Below are 17,986 nucleotides of genomic sequence, written 5' to 3' on the forward strand. Positions count from 1 at the left end.
CCGACGCGTACGGGTACCGGGGCCCCGGGGAGGCGCTGCGTGCACCAACCACTGTTGGCCGGCTGGCTGCTGGTCCTGTTGTGCGCCGGCGCCGGCGCGTACTGCCTGGCACGGGCGCGTACCGGTCCCGCCGCGCACCGGGCGGAGCTGCGCGGCGAGGGGCTGATGGCACTGGGGATGGCGGCGATGGCGCTGCCGGCCTCCGTCGTGGCGCCACCGGCGTGGTCGCCCTGGCTGTTCACCGCGGTGTTCGGGGCGGCCGGCCTGTGGGCGCTGGCGCGGCGGCATCTGCACCACGCGGTCGGGGCATGGGCGATGGTGTACATGGCGCTGGTGATGGCGTTGCCGGCGGGCGGCATGGACCACTCCGGCCCGATGGGCGCCATGGCGCACGCGGCGTCGCCGGTCGGGGTGCCGTTGCTGACCGGTCTGCTGTTGGCCTACTTCACGGTGTATGTGATCGTCACGGGGGTCCGGCTGGCGCCGGCCACGGGGGCGGTGGCCGACGGGGTCGGGCCTTCGGGGGCGGGGTCGAACGGGCTGGGCGCGGGGGCGGGGGCGGAGCCGGTGGGGCTGCTGCGGGCCTGCCGGGTGGCGATGGGTATCGGCATGCTGGCGATGCTGCTGGCGATGTGAGCGCGGCGCAGACAGCCATGTGAGCTCGGCGCGATCAGTGATGTGAGCGCCGTGCGATCCGCCGTTCACACCTGTTGCGGGGGTGGCGTGCGTCACTTCCGATGCATGGCCGTACCACTGAGTAGTCGTGCGCTCATAGGGTGACGGCATGATGGTCCCGATCGCGCTGATGATTCTCGGCGTGCTGGCCGCGGCGATGGCGCCACGGCTGATGGCCCGTTCCGACTGGCCCGGCCGTGAACCGGTGCTCGCCCTGTGGGTGTGGCAGTGCGTGGTCGCCGGTGTCCTGCTGTGCTGTGTGCTCGCGATGTCGCTGAGCGCCGCCGCCGCCTGGGAGTCCGTCCGCAGCCCGGTGTTCGGGTTCGCGCCCCGGGTCGTCGTCGAGGCGTACGCGCTCCAGGGGTACGGGCCGTGGGCCGGTGTGCTGGCCCTCGTCCTGGCGGGCGGCGGGGCGTGGACGGCCGTCGCCCTGACCCGTGAGGTGCGGGCGGCGCGGGCCCGCCGGCGGCGGCGCCGGGCCGATCTCCTGCGGCGCGCCCCCCTGTTGCCGGGCGAGGACTCGCTCGGCGAGCGGCTGGTGGTCCTGGAGGGCGACCGCCCGGAGGCCTGGTGGCTCCAGCACGCCTCGCCCCAACTGGTCATCACCACCTCGGCGTTGCGCCGCCTGAAGGGGCATCAGCTCGATGCGCTGATCGCCCATGAGCAGGGCCATGTGCGGGCCCGGCACGACGTCCTGCTGTACTGCGCCTCGGCGTTGGCGGCCGGCTATCCGCAGATCCCGGTCTTCGCGGCGTTCCGCGACCAGGTCCACCGGCTGGTCGAACTGGCCGCCGACGACGTCGCCTCGCGCCGCTTCGGCCGCCTGACCTTCGCCCTGGCCCTGGTCGAACTCAATGAGGACCGCGGGGTGTTCGGCCCCTGCCCGCCGCAGCTCTCCCTGGTCCCCGAACGGGTGGACCGACTGCTCTCCCCCGCGCCCCGCTTCACGCCCGGCCGCCGCCTGCGGATGACGGCGGTCGCGGCACTGGTACCGGCGGTGCCGCTGCTGGTGACGTTCATGCCCGGGCTGAGCGCGCTGACGTAGCGGGTCTCCCCCGGCGCCCGACCGGGCTCGCGGCCCGGCGTCGGACCCGACGGGTTCCCCAACCCCCGGGAACCCGCGAGGATGCCCCTCATGACGACGATCAAGGGTGTGCTCTTCGACTTCTCCGGGACCCTGCTGCGCATCGAGTCCGCCGAGTCCTGGCTGCGCGCGGCGCTGACCGCGTCCGGCACGGCGATGGCCGACGCCGAGATCACCCGCCGGGCCGCCGAACTGGAGCGGGCCGGCGCGCTGCCGGGCGACCCCGGCCCCGTCGAGATCCCCGCCGCACTGGCCGCGCAGTGGGAGGTCCGCGACCGTGACGCGCGCCACCACCGCGCCGTGTACACCGCCCTCGCCCGGCACGTCCCGCTGCCCCGACCGGAGTTGTACGACGCGCTCTACGACCGCCATATGACCCCGGACGCCTGGCACCCCTACCCGGACGCGGTCGAGGTGCTGGCGGAGCTGCACCGCCGCGGCGTCCGGATCGGCGTCCTGAGCAACATCGGCTGGGACCTCCGGCCGGTGCTCCGCGCCCACGGCCTGGAGCGGTACGTGGACGCCTGTGTGCTCTCCTACGAGCATGGGATGCAGAAGCCGGACCCGCGGCTGTTCGCCGTCGCCTGCCGGGAGTTGGGGCTCGCCCCGTCCGCCGTCCTGATGGTCGGCGACGACCGTACGGCGGACGGCGGCGCCACCGCGCTGGGGTGCGCCTTCCTGCCGGTGGAGCACCTCCCGGTGGACCGCCGCCCGGCGGGGCTGCGCCCCGTACTGGACCTCGTGGGCTGACGGGGACGGAGCGCGCACCGGGTCCGATGGTGTCGTGCGCAGGGGGGTTGTCCCGTAATCCCTGGCGGGACAGCCCCCTAGGACGCGGTCCGCAGCGTCAGCCACTGCTGGAGTTCGACGAGGTTGCCCTCGGGGTCGGTCAGGTGCGCGGCACGCATCCGGTCCGTCAGCGGGGCCGGACCGTGGGCGAGTACCGCGCCGCGGCCGGTGATCCGCTCGCAGTAGGCATCGAGGTCGTCGACCCGCAGCGCGACCAGCGAGCGGTGTCCGGCCGGCGGTGTGGTCAGCTCGCCGAGCAGGCCGGCCAGCTGTGCCCGGTCCTGGAGCGCGAGGCCCGCCGAGCCCTCGTCGCAGGTGAACTTGGCGTACGGGCCCTCCTCGGCCTCGAACTGCGGGGTGAGGCCCAGCACGTCCCGGTAGAAGCGGTAACAGCCGCGGAAGTCGGTGACGAGCAGCCGGATCTGGGCGAGTTCCATCGGTTCCCCCGTGTGGAGTGGTGAGCGGGACGGCCACCGACGCTACCGCCCGGCCGGCTCGTCCCCGGCGCCGGCCCGTCCCGCCGCCCAGGCCCGGAGCGTGGCGAAGTCGTCGGGGCGGAGCCCCTTGCTGGGGTCGACGCGGAGCGGGAGGGCCGGGCCCTGGTGGTGGCGGGCGATCCAGGCGTGGTCGCGGGGGCCGATCTCGTCGTCCACCCAGGCGAAGGGGCGGCCGGCGGCGGCCGCCACGAGGTGGCGGGTCTTCCAGTGCACCCCGTCCGGGTCGTGGTGGTGCATCCGCGGCCAGTCCAGCGCCGGGAGTTCGGGCAGCCCGAGCACCGGGGCGATCCAGGTGTTGGCCTCGGCCTTCCAGGTCGTCGCCCAGATCAGCCGGTAGCCCAGGCCCAGCAGGAGCGGGCCGTGGTCGGGGTTGAGCCGGACCCGCAGGGCGCGGCGGGGCGGCTCCCAGCCGGTGGGGCGCATCCGCAGGGTGGTGTAGCCCTGGGGGCGCCGCCGCGGCGTGGCGAGCCAGGGGTTGAGGGGGCCGTCGACGTCGAGGAAGAGCAGGGGCCGGGTGGAGTCCACGGCGTGATGATGCCGCGGCCGGCGACGGAGGAACCGCTTCCGACCGGCGGTGCGCAGGGAACCGCCCCGGCCGGGCGAGTGCCGGCCGGGGCGGTGGGGGCCTTACGTCAGGCCGCTCGACGCGCGGGAGCGTCAGGCGAGGCCGTCGACGGCCTGGTTGAAGGTCGCCGACGGGCGCATGACCGCCGCGGCCTTGACCGGGTCGGGCTGGTAGTAGCCGCCGATGTCGGCCGGCGAGCCCTGCACCGCGATCAGCTCGTCGACGATGGTCTTCTCCTGCTCGGCGAGCGTCGTGGCCAGGCCGGAGAACGCCTCGGCGAGCTTGGTGTCGTCGGTCTGCTTGGCCAGCTCCTGGGCCCAGTACAGGGCCAGGTAGAAGTGGCTGCCGCGGTTGTCGATGCCGCCGAGCCGGCGGCTGGGCGACTTGTTCTCGTTGAGGAAGCTGCCGGTCGCCCGGTCGAGGGTGTCCGCGAGCACCTGGGCCCGGGCGTTGCCGGTCTTCTGGGCGAGGTGCTCGAAGCTGACCGCCAGCGCGAGGAACTCACCGAGGCTGTCCCAGCGCAGGTAGTTCTCCTTGACCAGCTGCTGGACGTGCTTGGGCGCGGAGCCGCCGGCGCCGGTCTCGAACAGGCCGCCGCCGTTCATCAGCGGCACCACCGAGAGCATCTTGGCGCTGGTGCCGAGCTCCAGGATCGGGAACAGGTCGGTCAGGTAGTCACGCAGGACGTTGCCGGTGACCGAGATCGCGTTCTCGCCGCGGCGGATGCGGTCGAGGGAGAACTTGATCGCGTGGACCGGGGCCATGATCTCGATCTGAAGGCCCTCGGTGTCGTGCTCGGCGAGGTAGGCCTTGACCTTCTGGATCAGCTGGGCGTCGTGCGCGCGCTCCTCGTCGAGCCAGAACACCGCCGGGTCGCCGGTCGCGCGGGCGCGGGTGACGGCGAGCTTGACCCAGTCGCGGATCGGCAGGTCCTTGGTCTGGCACATCCGGAAGATGTCGCCGGCGCTGACGACCTGCTCCAGGACGGCGTTGCCGGACTCGTCGAGGACCCGCACGGTGCCCGTGGTGGGGATCTCGAAGGTCTTGTCGTGGCTGCCGTACTCCTCGGCCTTCTGCGCCATCAGACCCACGTTGGGCACCGTGCCCATGGTCGACGGGTCGAAGGCGCCGTGCGCGCGGCAGTCGTCGATGACGACCTGGTAGATGCCGGCGTAGCTGCTGTCCGGCAGGACCGCGAGGGTGTCGTGCTCCTCGCCGTCCGGGCCCCACATGTGGCCGGAGGTGCGGATCATGGCCGGCATGGAGGCGTCGACGATCACGTCGCTCGGGACGTGCAGGTTGGTGATGCCGCGGTCGGAGTCGACCATGGCGAGATCGGGGCCCTCGGCCAGCTCGGCGTCGAAGGAGGCCTTGATCTCGGGGCCCTCGGGCAGCGACTCCAGGCCCTTGTAGATGCCACCGAGGCCGTCGTTCGGGGTCAGGCCGGCGGCGGCGAGCACCTCGCCGTACTTGGCGAAGGTCTTCGGGAAGAACGCCCGGACCACGTGGCCGAAGACGATCGGGTCGGAGACCTTCATCATCGTGGCCTTGAGGTGCACGGAGAACAGCACGCCCTCGGCCTTGGCGCGGGCGACCTGCACGGTGAGGAACTCGCGCAGCGCGGCGACCCGCATCACGGAGGCGTCGACGACCTCGCCATCGAGGACCGGGACCGACTCGCGCAGAACGGTGGTGGAGCCGTCGTCGCCGGAGAGCTCGATGCGCAGCGCGCCGGCACCGGGGACGACCGCGGACTTCTCGGTGGAGCGGAAGTCGTCGTTGGTCATGTGGGCGACGTTGGTCTTCGACCCGGCCGTCCACTCGCCCATACGGTGCGGGTGGGCCTTGGCGTAGTTCTTGACCGACGCGGGGGCGCGGCGGTCGGAGTTGCCCTCGCGCAGGACCGGGTTGACGGCGCTGCCCTTGACCTTGTCGTAACGGGCGCGGGTGTCGCGCTCCTCGTCGGTCTTCGGGTCGTCCGGGTAGTCGGGCAGCGCGTAGCCCTGCTCCTGGAGCTCGGCGATCGCGGCCTTCAGCTGCGGGATCGAGGCCGAGATGTTGGGCAGCTTGATGATGTTGGCCTCGGCGGTCTTGGCCAGCTCGCCGAGCTCCGCGAGCGCGTCGTCGATCCGCTGCTCCGCCGTGAGGCGCTCGGGGAAGCTCGCGATGATGCGCCCGGCCAGCGAGATGTCACGGGTCTCGACGCTGACGCCGGCCTGCGACGCGTACGCCTGGATCACAGGCAGGAAGGAATACGTCGCGAGGGCGGGGGCCTCGTCAGTGTGCGTGTAGATGATGGTCGAGTCAGTCACCGGGTGCTCCGCTCCACGTCTGCAACATTGCTCGACATCAAGATATCTCGTGATCGCCGCCCTCTCGACAGGACCCCGCCCGCACTCTTCAGGAGCACACCGGGAAAAACCGAACAAAACCTCCCTCATTCCCCCCGAATGGCAGAAATCGGTTTCTCGCCGCACGGGCCATGGCGCCCCGCTCCCGGCATCCCCCCGAGCGACGCGTCCTGCCCCAGATCGCCGGGAAGCGGCCACCTCACGGAGGGGCATGATCGTCGCACCGGGGCGGCCGGGCCGGGCGCCCCGTACGCGCCGCACACCAGGAGGCTTCACCGACCATGACCACCACCGCCTACCTCGACGGACTCTTCTCCCTGGCCGGCCGCACCGCGCTGGTCACCGGCGGCAGTTCCGGCATCGGCCGGGCCGTCGCCGAGGCGCTGGGCCGGGCCGGCGCCGAGGTGGTGCTGCTGGCCCGCCGCCCGGAGCCGCTGCGGGCCGCCGCCGCGGAGCTGTGCGCGGCGGGCTGCACGGCGGACTGGGTGGCCGCCGACCTCGGCGACCGCGAGGCGCTGCACCGGGGTACCGAGGAGGTGGTGCGACGGCACGGCGAGCCCGACATCCTGGTCAATGCCGCCGGGGTCAACCCCCGTCCGCCGATGGGCGATCTGACCGCCTCCGACTGGGACCGCACAATGGCCGTCAACCTCGATGCGCCGTTCCTGCTCGGGCAGCGCTTCGGCCCCGGCATGGCCGACCGCGGCTGGGGGCGGATCCTGCACATCGCCTCGCAGCAGTCGGTCCGCGCGTTCGGCAACAGCGGGGCGTACGGGGTGTCGAAGGCGGGGCTGGCGGCGCTCACCCGCTCGCAGGCCGAGGCCTGGTCCCGGCACGGCGTCAGTGTCAACGCCCTCGCACCCGGTTTCGTCCGCACCCCGCTGAACGAGGCGGTGTTCGCCGACCCCGAGCGCACCGCGGCGATGGCGCGCCGGACGATGGTCGGGCGCAACGGCGAACTGGCCGACTTCGCAGGCGCGGCGGTGTTCCTGGCGGGCCCGGGGGCGGCGTACCTCACCGGCCAGACGGTGTTCGTGGACGGCGGGTTCTCGGTGATGTGAGGGCGGGCCGGCCGGCCGTGGTGCGGCGCGGCGGGATCGCGGTGCGGACGAGCATCCGCACCGCGCCCTGCCGCGCCGTCCCCGGGGCGTCCTAGAAGTAGGACTGCAACGTCCCCCGCCGGCGGACGTCCACCGTGGCGCAGTGGAACGACCCGCCGAAGCTGTTGAAATTGCGGAAGTTGCAGGGGATCGGCCGGAACCCGAAGTTCTTCATGGTCGCGATCATCGGCTCGTCCTGGGCCTCGACGATGACCCGCTCCTCGTCCAGCATCAGGATGTTCATGTTGATCCACTTGCTGGTCATATAGAGCGGATGCCCGTCGGGGATGACCGGAGTGGGTGCGGCCATCACGTCCCACCCCTTGAAGAGCGGCGGCACCTCGGGGACCCGCTCGGGGTGGATGAGCAACTTGCCCGGAGCCATCGGGACCAGCGTCGCATCGATGTGCATCGGGTGCGCGTCGTTGAACTCGAACACATGGATGCGGTATTCGTCGCCCAGGTGGCGCCGCAGCCATGCGATGCCGAAGTCGTTGGTGACGTTGCTCTTCTGGGCGATGATGTCCCGCCCACAGCGCGTGAAGTCCGCCGCGTCGAAGGTCGGCTCGAATTCGGTCACCACCAGCCGCTGGGGACCGTCCTCACCGGGGTCGGTCCAGTCCTGGTCGAACTGGGCGTCCGTCAGCTCCGGCTTGGGCGCCGCGGTCCACTTCGCACCGCCACGGAAGTACTCCTTCAGCAGCGGGCGGTAGGCGAGGTTCTCGTAGTAACGGGACCGCCAGGCCATCGGGCACTCGATGATGTCGTCGCCGACCACCAGAATCGCGTCCCGGGGCATTGCCGCGTACATGCCGGTGCTCGTCCAGTCCAGCGTCGTGTACGGGGTGCGCTGCGGGATCGCCTCCGGGCGGCGCACCGTGACGCCCTCGCCCTCAAGGATGGTCACTAACTCCTCCAGCTCCGCACGGGCCGCGGCGACCTGCTCGGGCGGGAAGGGCCGGCCGGCGTTCCGCCGGAAGGTCTCGTGCTGGTCCGCCGGGAGGACCGGCGGCAGAGCCGTGTGCCAGGTGGGGAAGCTCGCTCCGTCGACGATGCCGACGATCACTTCCTCCAGCGGGTCCCACTCCGTGTAGGAGCTCACGGGACTGGCCGGACCCTCCGTCGAAGGGGGGGACGAGGTGTAGGAGTCGCCCTGTCCGCTTATGTGCGGGCTACCGGATGTCACGCAATCGCTCCTCGTTCTGTCATGCGCGTTCAGTGGTGGACGGCGGCCCGGGAGCCGGACCGCCGTGATCATGAGCGATTGAACGCGAGAGCCACTCAACGGGCAAGCTCCACCGCCCTGATACCCGGACGGCGCACCGCACGGGCACGGCCACCGGAACCGCTCCACCGCACCGCATCGGCCGCGACGAGGGGTCGCGCCGGCCCAACGGCATGGAGAACGAAAGCACTTGTGCGAAGTCGACGAGCCCGCGACGCATACGGAGATCACCGTCCGACTTCAGGGCAGGACCCCACGCCCATCGATGAACCCCGAGGCGCGGTGCTGGTCATGCCCCGGCACCAGGCGGGGGCGCGACCCCGGTGAGGTGGCCGCGCCCCCGCATGATCCGCCCGAACCTGCGCCGGGCCGGGCTATGTTCGTGGTCGCATCACATGCTGTGCCAACGTCCCCCAGAGCCCCTTCAGGGTGAGCAGAAGGGACTGGTCCTTGAGGATGCGGGCTTGCTCCTTCGCCAGGTCACCTGAGCGCAGGGCACCAGCGCGCTGTTCCATGTACGCGGCGGGGTTGGCCTGAAACTCCCCGATGCGGGGGTCCGTTTCTAATGCCACGCCATTCCAGACACCTGCAGTCGTACTCATGACTGAATCCCCCCAGGATTCTGCATCGCGTGAGCGCTTTTCGCAGCGGTCGGGCATTGACCATTCCGTCCCTACCCCCCGAGGCGTACACCCGTCGCGGCCTGGGCTTGCACCCCGACGAGATCTCTTTGCGGCCACTCACACCGCGATCATGAGTGGCTCACGATCATGACGTGCACCCTCGGCGAGCCGGGCACAACGCCCTTACCGGCTTCACACACTAGCTCAGGAATGCCCGAACAACCCTGGAACTAAACAGTTTTCGCCCAATGGGACTACTCTGCGTGTATCGTGCGTGACAGCGCCGGCAGCCTGAGGTTGGGGACAGGGGAGGGGTTGCACATGGGGTGGGGTGCGTTTTCTGCTGCCACTTTGGCGGTGCTGGCTTATGTGGCACAAATGGTCATCGGGCTGGGCATGCCGAGCTGGTTGTTCTGGTTGATCATCGGAATCGGAAGCGTGGCCACGATCGCGACGGTGTGGCTGGCGAATCGGCGAGTGACCACGGCGAACGAGGCCGCGAAAGCGGCGACGAAAAACCAACGCCGGGCGTTCGAGGACGTCCTGGTGCCTTTGGCGTCGAACCTCGGGGAGATCGTTTCGAGCTCCACCAAAGCCGAGCGGGTGGCGCTGCAACAGCAGACGAAACAGGCGATCGTCTCCCTCACCGCCTCGCTGATCGGCCCTCAGGACGCGCGGGCCTGTTTCCTGGAGCTGGTTCCCGGCACACCGCCGGGACAGCGCGAGGTCAAGTGCCGCAACAGCCTCTGGTCGGGCCGGAATGTGGCCCCCGTGACGACGTTCCGGGAGACGGAACTGCGCGGAAAGGAGTTATTGAAACTTCTGGACGACGGCACCAGCACGTTCGTCGAGGACGTGGACGAACTGCCGGATGCCCTGAAGCCCGACAGTGACAGCTACAAGACGTACATCGCCTGTGCGGTCACCGCCGGCAACGAGGCGTTCGGCATCCTGGCCGTCGACTGCCTCAGGCCGGGAGACCTCCACAAGGACGACGTGACCATGGTCGGCGTCTTCGCCCGGATGCTGGGTGTCGCCCTGGCCGTGAAGAAATAGCGCGGAGCGCGGCACCAAGGCCGCTACCGCCACCTGCGACGACCGGCGCGAGGGAGCAGCGAGGAGGCGTGGCGGGCGGCCCCGGGACCTTCGGTGACGCCGCCACCACCGACGTCACCCACGTCCCCCGGCCCCACCGCCGGCCCACCGGCCACTTCCGTCCTGACGACATCTCCACCGCCCCTTTCGGGCAATCAGTAGTACTTATCGAAACTCCCTGCGGTCCACTCCACCTCCCTTTACTGTCATCGCATGCTTGAGGCGTTCCTGGGGGCGGCGGGCGGGATCATTGCGGCGGTCATCGGGGCATGGGCCGCGCTGCGGGCGCGCCACCCGCGGGAGGCCGAGTTGGAACTGGTCGACGTTTCCGCCAGTCAGGGGGAGTCCCGCCTCGTCCGCCGGTGGGAACCGGAGCGCAATGCCGCAGAAACGTGGTCCCACGTTGCGGTGTTGGACGTGAAACTGCGCAACCGGGGTGATCGGACCGCGGTTCTCAAACGGCTCGAATTAACGGTGGAAGGGGCCGGACAGTTCGGTTTCTCCCGGCCCGAACTTCTGGCGGCACTTCCGTCCTCGGCGACGTACGACATCACCTTGTCCCCGCCTCGTTGGCCGCACCACACCCCGGCGGCGAAAGACCTTTCCCAGGTGATTCCCGCCGGCGAGGCCGACCGGTTCGAGGTGCGCTTACACGTGCACGCACCGGACGACCTCCGATACCTCTACCGACTCCATCTCGACCTCGTCTACAACGGCGACGATCGGCGTGTCTCCGCCGGTTCGATCGCCGTCGCCTTTCCGCATCCGCCCGCCGTTCCACGCTCTTCCGGGACACGGCGCTCCCTCGAATTCCGGGAGGGGGTCTGTTCGCGGATCGTCGACATTCTCGCCCCGGCCACCTTTATGTCCGGCGAATTGCGCAGCACGCTCGGCGGCGCTCAAGCGACACTGCGGCAGCTCTCCACTCTCCGTGACGGCACCCGGCCCGGTACACAGGGGTCTGCGTAGACCCGGATGGGTGCCGTAAGTGGCAAAGCGGGCATGGACATTACATGTCATGCATACGGCAGGCGGTGGAGGATGACGTCACGGAGCTCGTACGGCTGCGGGCGTTGCTGGACCGCCACCGGAGCCGGCAGGGCCGACAGCCCCTGAGCGAGCGGGGCCGTGGGGGAGGCCGGCCGATATCCTCGCAACTCGGCGGACTCCACGGTGAGTTCAACCGCGCAGGACGGCACCTCCGTCGACGTACAGGCCGTGCAGCCTGCGTCAGTGGCCGAAGGGCGGTTCGAAGCAACCGGACTCCAGATACGGTCCGTTGACCTGTACCTGGTAGTTGCTCTTCTGGACGAACGCGGTGACGCACGCGTCCCCGTGGACGAGGAGGCCGATCCGGGCGCCTTCGGCAGTGACGTAGTGGTCGTCTTCGAAGCGCGGTTCCATGCTCCGCACGTCGAGTTTCCCGCCGCGCCGCTCGCCCCGGGCGCCGGTCCGCTGTTCCTCGTACCCCAGCGCCAGCAGCGCCGCCCGGACGCTCTTGGGGTCCCACTTCCCCTGCCTCCAGAGTCGTTTGAGCACCGGTTCGATGCGGTCGGCTTCCCTTTGGGCGTCCTTGGCGCCGGCGCGGGACATCTCGCGGGGCCGACGGTGGGCGTTGTTGTCGTTGTAGTGCGGGGCTCCGTCGTGGGACCCGGGTTCCACGTAGGGCGAGGCGCCGGCCCCGGGCATAGCGGGGCCGGCACCGGGGGTGGCGGGGCCGGCACCGGGGGTGGCGGGGCCGGCACCGGGGGTGGCGGGGCCGGCGCTGGGCGATGCGCTCGGGGCGCCTGCCGCAACGCGCTGCTGGCCACAGGCGGTCAGGGACGTCGCAGCGCTCAGGAGGAGCGCGGCGGCGGCGAGGTGTCTTCGCCGGCGCGGTGTGGGGATGGGCATGCGGCTCACTCTGCCATGACCGCACCGTCCGGGCGCTGCCGGACTGCCCGAAGCCGCCAACTCAAGGTGCGGCGTGGCGCATTCACCTCAGATCGGCGACCGTATGCTCCATGAACTCCGACGAAACCGAGATGCGCGAAGCGGTCCGCGAACTCGCCGAGGCATTGGCGACGATGCTCAACCTGATCCGGGCCGACGCGCTTCCCACCACCCCCGAAGCGCACAGTCTGCTGCGGAAGTCGATGGCCTTCCTCGACGAGTCGGCCGGCCGGATCGCCGCCCCGGGCAGCCCCGGTGAGGTCCTCGCCCTGGCCACCGCACTCAACCGGCTGGTCGTCGCGGCACGGGAGCAGATCCTCGACGACGCCGTCGCGGCCTCGCCGGTGCCCGACCATCCGGACGTGTGAGCCGTGCGGCGGCCTGGCCGACGGTGGCGACCGGGGCCACCGCCGCCGGGACGGACAGGGAGCCGGAGCGCCCCGGCGACCTGAACGCCGAAGTCCCGCCCGGTAGTTCGCGGGCGATAGTTCGCGGGCGATGCGCCCTCGTCTGGTGCTCCGCACACCGCCACGAACCCTTGTGCTCGTTTCTGTTCTATACAACACTCCCAATGCACAGAAACGCGCACTGCTGAACATGTTCGAGTCTTGGGCGACGACCGGTCGAGTCGAGGAGAGCAGACATGACGCAGTTCAGCCGACGTGGGTTCCTGGGCGCGGCCACGGTGGGGGCCGCGTCCCTGGGTGTCGCCCTGGGCAGCGGCCGTACCACCCTCGCCCAGGCCGAGAGCCCGCGGGGACTGACCATCCGCGGGCACGAATTCCTGCTGGACGGCGAGCCGTTCCGGATCCTCTCGGGAGCCTTCCACTACTTCAGAACGCACCCCAAGGACTGGCGCGACCGGCTGCTGCGGATGCGGGCCATGGGTCTGAACACGGTGGAGACCTACGTCGCCTGGAACTTCCACCAACCGCACGAGGGCAGAGCCGACTTCACCGGATGGCGCGATGTCGCCACCTTCATACGGACCGCGGACCAGGTGGGGTTGAAGGTGATCGTGCGACCCGGCCCGTACATCTGCGCGGAGTGGGACTTCGGCGGGCTGCCCGCCCGGCTCCTGAAGGACAAGGACGCGCCACTGCGCCGTTCCGACCCCGGGTACCAGCGCGCGGTCGACGCCTGGTTCGCCGAACTGCTGCCCCGCTTCGTCGACCTACAGGCCACGCGCGGCGGGCCCATCATCGCCATGCAGGTCGAGAACGAGTACGGCAGCTACGGCAACGACCACGCGCACCTGGAGCATCTGCGGGACACCATGCGGGCGCAGGGCGTGGACAGCCTGCTGTTCTGCTCCAACGGAGCGACCCGGGAAGCGCTGGAGGCCGGCAGCCTTCCCGATCTCCTGTCCACCGTCAACTTCGCCGGGGACCCCACCGGACCCTTCGCCGAGCTCCGTGACTTCCAGCCGGACAAGCCCCTGTTCTGCACCGAGTTCTGGGATGGCTGGTTCGACCACTGGGGAGAGCGGCACCACACCAGCGACCCGGCGCGGACCGCCGCCGACGTGACGAAGATCCTCGAAGCAGGGGCGTCGATCAACTTCTACATGGCGGTGGGCGGAACGAACTTCGGCTGGTCCGCGGGCGCCAATCTGAGCGGCAGCGCCTACCAGCCCACCGTCACCAGCTACGACTACGACGCCCCGATCAGCGAATCCGGCGAACTCACCGAGAAGTTCCACGCAGTGCGCGAGGTGCTCGCCAGGTACACCACGCTGCCGAACACTCCCCTGCCGGCCACGCCCCGCCGCATGCCACCGCAGAGCGTCACCGTCCGCGGGTCGGTACCGCTGATGGACGCCCTCGACGCGCTGAGCAGCACTCCGGTGCGGCGTCCCACCCCCGTCCACATGGAGGCCCTCGGGCAACCGCACGGACTGATCCACTACCGCACCCGCGTACGCGGGCCGCAGGGGACCAAGGCCCTGCGGATCACCGGACTGGGCGACCGTGCGCTGGTGTTCGGCGACGGCAAGCGGATCGGCACCTTCGACCGCAACCAGCCGAACCACTTGGTCGACGTCACCGTGGCCGGCGCGTCCAGCACCCTCGACCTCCTGGTGGACCCCACCGGGCGGGTCAACTTCGGCCAGGGCCTCAACGACCCCAAGGGAATCAGTGGCCAGGTCCTCCTCGACGACGAGGAACTGCGCGACTGGGAGATCCGCCGACTGCCCCTGGACGACCTCTCTGCGCTGCGGTTCGGCAGCACGAACACCCCCACCGGCCCCGCGTTCCACCGGGCCCGGGTCCATGTCGACACCCCCGCGGACGCCTTCCTCGCCTTTCCCGGTTGGGACAAGGGCATGGTCTGGCTCAACGGGTTCGCACTCGGCCGGTACTGGTCCCTCGGGCCGCAGGTCACCCTGTACGCGCCGAGCCATCTGTGGCGGAAGGGGCGCAACGAGCTCATCGTGCTGGAGATGGAGCGGACGGGGGACCGGATTGACATACGGTCTGCCCCCGATCTCGGGTAGCAGCGCCCGATCTCGGGTAGGAGCCCCCGTTCGCGTCCATCCGATCTCCCCGGGCGGGTGCCGGATCCGCGACGATCCGCGGCGGTGACGGGGCTCCTACGGTGCCGTCATGGCCTCGGAGTACTTCGTGAGGAGTTCGTAGGAGCCGATGCGGTCGCGGAGGTCGTAGACGGGTGTGGTCAGCATCAGTTCGTCCGCTCCGGTCTCCTCGGCCAGTTGCGCGAGCCGGTGAACGACGGTCTCGGGTGTTCCGACGGCCTGCTGTGCACGGAAGCCGGCCAGCGCCCGTCGCTCCTCTTCCGTGAAGGGGTGGACGGCCGCGTCCTCGGGCGTGGGGAAGGGCATGTCACTGCGGCCCTTGAGCAGCCCGGCCTTGACGACGTTCATCGGTCCGATGCGCCACGCGGCTTCCTCTTCCGTCTCGGCGCACACCGTCTCCACACACACCAGCACCCGGGGCTGCTCGCACCAACGGGACGGGGTGAACTCGGCCCGGTAACGCTCCAGCACTGCTCGGGTGTTCTCCGGCCGGATGTGGTGTGCGACGGCGATCGGCAGGCCGAGACCCGCGGCGAGGGCGGCACCTGCGGTGCTGGAGGCGAGCAGCCACGGCTCCGGCAGCGGGCCGAGCGCGACCTCGTCGACCAGGAAGGAGAGGATCGCGGCCACGTCGTCGCGGTACTCCCCGTCCGTCGTCGGTCCGGCCCCGCGGCGCAGTGCCCGTGCGATGGTCTCGTCGAAGGTGCCCGGGCCGCGGCCGATGCCCAGGTCGATGCGGTCCGGGTGCAGGGCGGCCAGCGTCCCGAACTGCTCCGCCAGTGTGAGGGGTGCGTGGTTGGGCGCCAGCACTCCGCCGGAACCGAGACGGATGGTCGAGGTCGTGGCGGCGGCGTGCGCGGCCAACACGACTGGCGGAAAAGCGCCGATGGCGGGCGAGTGGTGGTGCTCGGCGTACCAGATCCGGTGGTAGCCCAGCCGTTCCATCGCCTGCGCGAAGGCGGTGGTGTCGCGCAGGGTCTCCACGGCTCGGGCACCCGCCTGGACCATCGCGACTTCCAGCGCTGAGAGAGGTACATCGATCATGTCGCCAGCATAGAGAGCGGGTGTTCGACGAGGATGCGATCCGGCCTCGTCACGCACCCCGCGCGGCAGGATCGTCGTCGGGAACGGGTGCCCGGCACCGGCCGCGTGGTGTGGCGTGGCGTGGCGTCGACCCGCGGGCCTCACTCCAGGAACTCACCCCCGGGGCCCACTGGCCGCACTCCGGATGCCACGCATCGACCGGGCGTACGGTCCACACCTCCGCCGTACGGGGGAGCCGCACCGGTCTGTGGTGCGACGCGGCGCTACGGGGCGGGGCGGCATCGTGGTCATCGGCCGGAGACCGCCGGCCACGACGGGCTCGAAGACGGGCCCGACCGACGCCACTTCCGCTGGAGGACACCATGTCCCGCACCCGCGTGCGCCACCCCTTCGTCGTCGCCGCCACCGCCCTCACCATGGGCGCGGCGACCGTACTGACCCTGGGCACCACCGGCGCCGCCAGCGCTGCCACAACCGTCGCCGCAGCCCCCGCCGCGAGCGGGGCCCATACCGCCCGGCACACCGTCGACGAACCGCTGCTCAAGGGATCCGCCAAGCTCAAGCGCCGGCCGGGCGACGACGTCCACTTCACCTTCGACGCCCATGGGTTCGCCGACAAGGCGCGCGGCACCTTCTACGTCAGCCACCACATGGGACCGCAGTGGGGCGGCTACTTCAAGGGCCGTATCGACTGCCTGCTGACCGGTGGTCCGGTCGCCGTCGCCACCGGCGTCGTCTCCGAGTCCCACTTCCGGGGCGCACCGGGCATGCCGGCGATCGGCGACCTCAAGGGCAAGCGGTTCGGCTTCACCGTGCTGGACGACGGCAAGAAGGACCGGCTGGGCTACAGCTGGGCCCTGGACGGCCTGCCGAAGAACAGCGTCGGCAAGTGTCAGGGCTCCGCCCCGTTCGAGACCCTGGAGAAGGGCGACTACACCGTCCACCACTGGATGCCGCCGCGCGAGCCCGCCAAGCACTGAGCGCCCACGGCATGCCCGGCCTGGCCCTCCGGCTCGTGGAAACCCCTCACCGCTCGTGGGGACGCCGGCCGGCGGCCCGGTGGCTGCCGCCGACGGGCACCGGGGGGGGCGCCGTCAGGTACCGGGGGGCGCCGGCAGGTACCGGGGTGTCGCCGACGGGTACCGGGGTGTCGCAGGATCAGTAGTCCTTGAGTCGGAAGGCGTTGACCTTCGCGAGGACCCGCGCGTAGTCCTCGTCCTCGTCCCTGGGGCGCGCCTCGGACAGGTCCAGTTCCGCCGTCTGCTGTTGCCGCATGCGGGCTCGGGTGATCAGGGCGATCTCCTGGTTCGCGGACACGAATCCGCGCAACTCCCGTTCGTACGTGGCGAAGGCGGTGTGGTGGTCGCCGGCCGCCGCCCGCAGCTCGCCCGCCAGGACGTATGCGGCGGCCATGGCCATGGTGGTGCCCTGGCCGGAGGCAGGGGAGGCGCAGTAGCCGGCGTCGCCGAGGAGAGCGACCCGGCCGTGCGACCAGGAGTCCATGTGGATCTGTGCCACGGCGTCGAGGTGGAAGTCGGGGGCGTCCCACATCTCCTTCAGCAGCCGCGGCATCTCCCAGCCCGCATCCGCGTACGCGCGGGCCACCAGGCGCTTCTGCTCCGTGATGTCGCGGGGCAGGAACCGCGCGGGCGGCTGGTCCGACTCGATGCCGACGAAGACGCGTGCCTCCGTGTTGTCCCGGACGCTCATCACCATCGCGCCCCACAGAACGCTGCTCCGCATGCGGTAGAGCACTTCCCAGCGGTCCAGGCCGAGGTGGTTCGGCGCCGACCACACGCCCAGGTAGCTGCCCAGGTGGCGAAGGTGGTCCTCCTCCGCCCCGAAGACGAGCCGCCGGGTGTGGGAGTGCACCCCGTCCGCGCCGATGACCAGGTCGAAGGCGCGTGCCGTGCCACTGCGGAACCCGACCCGCACCTCGTCGTCATCCTGCTCAAGCGTGGCGATGGAGTCGTCGAAGAGGTACTCGATCTCGCTGCCGCCCGCGGTGAACAGGATCCGGGCCAGGTCGTCGCGCAGGATTTCGACGTCGGGGCTGTCTATCACGCCTCCGCTGACAGTGTGCTCGGTGGTCCTGGACAGTTCCGTGCCGTCGCCGTCGACGACCGACATCCCTCGCAGGTCGGTGCTCCGGCGCCGTATCGCATCCAGCACCCCCATGCGCTCGGCCACCTCAAGCGCCGGACCCCGCACGTCGATCGCCTGCCCGCCGGGCCGCAGACCGGCGGCCCGCTCCACCACCGTGACGTTGAATCCGTACCGGTTCAACCAGTAGGCCAGGGTGGGGCCGCCGATGCTGGCGCCGGAGATCAGGACGCTCTTGCCTTCCGGGCACGTCGATTCCATGGGTGTGGACACTGCGAACTCCTCAACGGTCTGTGGATCTTCCATGCACCCCAGACTGGCTGACGACACCGACGAACCACCGATAGGCCGCTGACGGGCGCCGACA

17 protein-coding genes are annotated in these 17,986 nt (G+C 70.7%); 9 read left to right on the top strand and 8 right to left on the bottom strand.

The features are described from left to right. Positions 1–39: 39 nt before the first annotated feature. The 3 genes from AB0C96_RS04160 to AB0C96_RS04170 all read left to right on the top strand — a co-directional run bounded on the left by AB0C96_RS04160 (position 40) and on the right by AB0C96_RS04170 (position 2,509). Positions 40–636: a DUF5134 domain-containing protein gene (locus AB0C96_RS04160; protein ID WP_362913464.1), complete on the top strand. Its 597-nt coding sequence runs from the start codon at positions 40–42 to the stop codon at positions 634–636. Positions 637–784: 148 nt separating this feature from the next. After that, on the top strand, positions 785–1,720 hold the full coding sequence (locus AB0C96_RS04165) for a M56 family metallopeptidase (RefSeq protein ID WP_362913466.1): 936 nt from the start codon (positions 785–787) through the stop codon (positions 1,718–1,720). Between the two features lie 90 nt (positions 1,721–1,810). After that, complete coding sequence (locus AB0C96_RS04170) at positions 1,811–2,509, top strand: HAD-IA family hydrolase (RefSeq protein ID WP_362913468.1); 699 nt, start codon at positions 1,811–1,813, stop codon at positions 2,507–2,509. Between the two features lie 77 nt (positions 2,510–2,586). Here AB0C96_RS04170 and AB0C96_RS04175 read toward each other — a convergent pair whose 3' ends face one another. The 3 genes from AB0C96_RS04175 to AB0C96_RS04185 all read right to left on the bottom strand — a co-directional run bounded on the left by AB0C96_RS04175 (position 2,587) and on the right by AB0C96_RS04185 (position 5,922). Continuing rightward, the gene (locus tag AB0C96_RS04175) at positions 2,587–2,985 is read right to left on the bottom strand and encodes a VOC family protein (RefSeq protein ID WP_362913470.1); all 399 of its coding nucleotides are present in this window, start codon (positions 2,983–2,985) and stop codon (positions 2,587–2,589) included. A 42-nt stretch (positions 2,986–3,027) separates the two neighbouring features. Further along, entirely contained in the window at positions 3,028–3,570 is a 543-nt protein-coding gene (locus tag AB0C96_RS04180) for an HAD domain-containing protein (RefSeq protein WP_362913472.1), read from the bottom strand. A gap of 132 nt (positions 3,571–3,702) precedes the next feature. Then, the gene (locus tag AB0C96_RS04185; RefSeq protein ID WP_362913473.1) at positions 3,703–5,922 is read right to left on the bottom strand and encodes an NADP-dependent isocitrate dehydrogenase; all 2,220 of its coding nucleotides are present in this window, start codon (positions 5,920–5,922) and stop codon (positions 3,703–3,705) included. A 320-nt stretch (positions 5,923–6,242) separates the two neighbouring features. Here AB0C96_RS04185 and AB0C96_RS04190 point away from each other — a divergent pair, with 320 nt between their 5' ends. Beyond that, positions 6,243–7,022, top strand: coding sequence for an SDR family oxidoreductase (locus AB0C96_RS04190; protein WP_362913475.1), 780 nt, complete (start codon positions 6,243–6,245; stop codon positions 7,020–7,022). Positions 7,023–7,113: 91 nt separating this feature from the next. On the opposite strand, the gene AB0C96_RS04195 is transcribed toward AB0C96_RS04190, so the two are convergent. Both AB0C96_RS04195 and AB0C96_RS04200 read right to left on the bottom strand, forming a co-directional pair. Then, positions 7,114–8,163 carry an amidinotransferase gene (locus AB0C96_RS04195; RefSeq protein WP_362913477.1) on the bottom strand — a complete coding sequence of 350 codons (1,050 nt, stop codon included), beginning with the start codon at positions 8,161–8,163 and terminating at the stop codon, positions 7,114–7,116. A gap of 497 nt (positions 8,164–8,660) precedes the next feature. Then, positions 8,661–8,888 carry a hypothetical protein gene (locus AB0C96_RS04200; protein WP_362913479.1) on the bottom strand — a complete coding sequence of 76 codons (228 nt, stop codon included), beginning with the start codon at positions 8,886–8,888 and terminating at the stop codon, positions 8,661–8,663. Positions 8,889–9,179: 291 nt separating this feature from the next. On the opposite strand from AB0C96_RS04200, the gene AB0C96_RS04205 reads away from it, so the two are divergent. Further along, complete coding sequence (locus AB0C96_RS04205) at positions 9,180–9,965, top strand: GAF domain-containing protein (RefSeq protein WP_362913481.1); 786 nt, start codon at positions 9,180–9,182, stop codon at positions 9,963–9,965. A gap of 252 nt (positions 9,966–10,217) precedes the next feature. After that, entirely contained in the window at positions 10,218–10,973 is a 756-nt protein-coding gene (locus AB0C96_RS04210; RefSeq protein WP_362913483.1) for a hypothetical protein, read from the top strand. Between the two features lie 261 nt (positions 10,974–11,234). Here AB0C96_RS04210 and AB0C96_RS04215 read toward each other — a convergent pair whose 3' ends face one another. Beyond that, positions 11,235–11,897, bottom strand: coding sequence for a hypothetical protein (locus tag AB0C96_RS04215; protein WP_362913485.1), 663 nt, complete (start codon positions 11,895–11,897; stop codon positions 11,235–11,237). Between the two features lie 110 nt (positions 11,898–12,007). On the opposite strand from AB0C96_RS04215, the gene AB0C96_RS04220 reads away from it, so the two are divergent. Both AB0C96_RS04220 and AB0C96_RS04225 read left to right on the top strand, forming a co-directional pair. Beyond that, positions 12,008–12,304 (top strand): hypothetical protein, encoded by a 297-nt coding sequence (locus AB0C96_RS04220; RefSeq protein WP_362913487.1) that lies wholly within the window; start codon positions 12,008–12,010, stop codon positions 12,302–12,304. Positions 12,305–12,579: 275 nt separating this feature from the next. Further along, a complete protein-coding gene (locus AB0C96_RS04225) occupies positions 12,580–14,433 on the top strand; it encodes a beta-galactosidase family protein (RefSeq protein WP_362913489.1) in 1,854 nt (617 codons plus the stop codon). Between the two features lie 96 nt (positions 14,434–14,529). Here AB0C96_RS04225 and AB0C96_RS04230 read toward each other — a convergent pair whose 3' ends face one another. Next, on the bottom strand, positions 14,530–15,516 hold the full coding sequence (locus tag AB0C96_RS04230) for an MsnO8 family LLM class oxidoreductase (RefSeq protein WP_362913491.1): 987 nt from the start codon (positions 15,514–15,516) through the stop codon (positions 14,530–14,532). A gap of 362 nt (positions 15,517–15,878) precedes the next feature. Between AB0C96_RS04230 and AB0C96_RS04235 the strand changes: the two genes are divergently transcribed. Continuing rightward, entirely contained in the window at positions 15,879–16,496 is a 618-nt protein-coding gene (locus AB0C96_RS04235) for a hypothetical protein (RefSeq protein WP_362913493.1), read from the top strand. 178 nt (positions 16,497–16,674) lie between these two features. On the opposite strand, the gene AB0C96_RS04240 is transcribed toward AB0C96_RS04235, so the two are convergent. Beyond that, positions 16,675–17,892 carry an FAD-dependent monooxygenase gene (locus tag AB0C96_RS04240; RefSeq protein WP_362913495.1) on the bottom strand — a complete coding sequence of 406 codons (1,218 nt, stop codon included), beginning with the start codon at positions 17,890–17,892 and terminating at the stop codon, positions 16,675–16,677. Between the last annotated feature and the right edge of the window lie 94 nt (positions 17,893–17,986).

It is taken from the genome of Streptomyces sp. NPDC048506, from assembly GCF_040651315.1.
Lineage (GTDB): Bacteria > Actinomycetota > Actinomycetes > Streptomycetales > Streptomycetaceae > Streptomyces.

Excerpts from the sequence above, each read along its gene's own strand:
- AB0C96_RS04165 (WP_362913466.1), top strand. The coding sequence starts at position 785 with ATGATGGTCCCGATCGCGCTGATGATTCTCGGCGTGCTGGCCGCGGCG.
- AB0C96_RS04170 (WP_362913468.1), top strand. The coding sequence starts at position 1,811 with ATGACGACGATCAAGGGTGTGCTCTTCGACTTCTCCGGGACCCTGCTG.
- AB0C96_RS04175 (WP_362913470.1), bottom strand. The coding sequence starts at position 2,985 with ATGGAACTCGCCCAGATCCGGCTGCTCGTCACCGACTTCCGCGGCTGT.
- AB0C96_RS04190 (WP_362913475.1), top strand. The coding sequence starts at position 6,243 with ATGACCACCACCGCCTACCTCGACGGACTCTTCTCCCTGGCCGGCCGC.
- AB0C96_RS04200 (WP_362913479.1), bottom strand. The coding sequence starts at position 8,888 with ATGAGTACGACTGCAGGTGTCTGGAATGGCGTGGCATTAGAAACGGAC.
- AB0C96_RS04210 (WP_362913483.1), top strand. The coding sequence starts at position 10,218 with ATGCTTGAGGCGTTCCTGGGGGCGGCGGGCGGGATCATTGCGGCGGTC.
- AB0C96_RS04215 (WP_362913485.1), bottom strand. The coding sequence starts at position 11,897 with ATGCCCATCCCCACACCGCGCCGGCGAAGACACCTCGCCGCCGCCGCG.
- AB0C96_RS04220 (WP_362913487.1), top strand. The coding sequence starts at position 12,008 with ATGAACTCCGACGAAACCGAGATGCGCGAAGCGGTCCGCGAACTCGCC.
- AB0C96_RS04225 (WP_362913489.1), top strand. The coding sequence starts at position 12,580 with ATGACGCAGTTCAGCCGACGTGGGTTCCTGGGCGCGGCCACGGTGGGG.
- AB0C96_RS04230 (WP_362913491.1), bottom strand. The coding sequence starts at position 15,516 with ATGATCGATGTACCTCTCTCAGCGCTGGAAGTCGCGATGGTCCAGGCG.
- AB0C96_RS04235 (WP_362913493.1), top strand. The coding sequence starts at position 15,879 with ATGTCCCGCACCCGCGTGCGCCACCCCTTCGTCGTCGCCGCCACCGCC.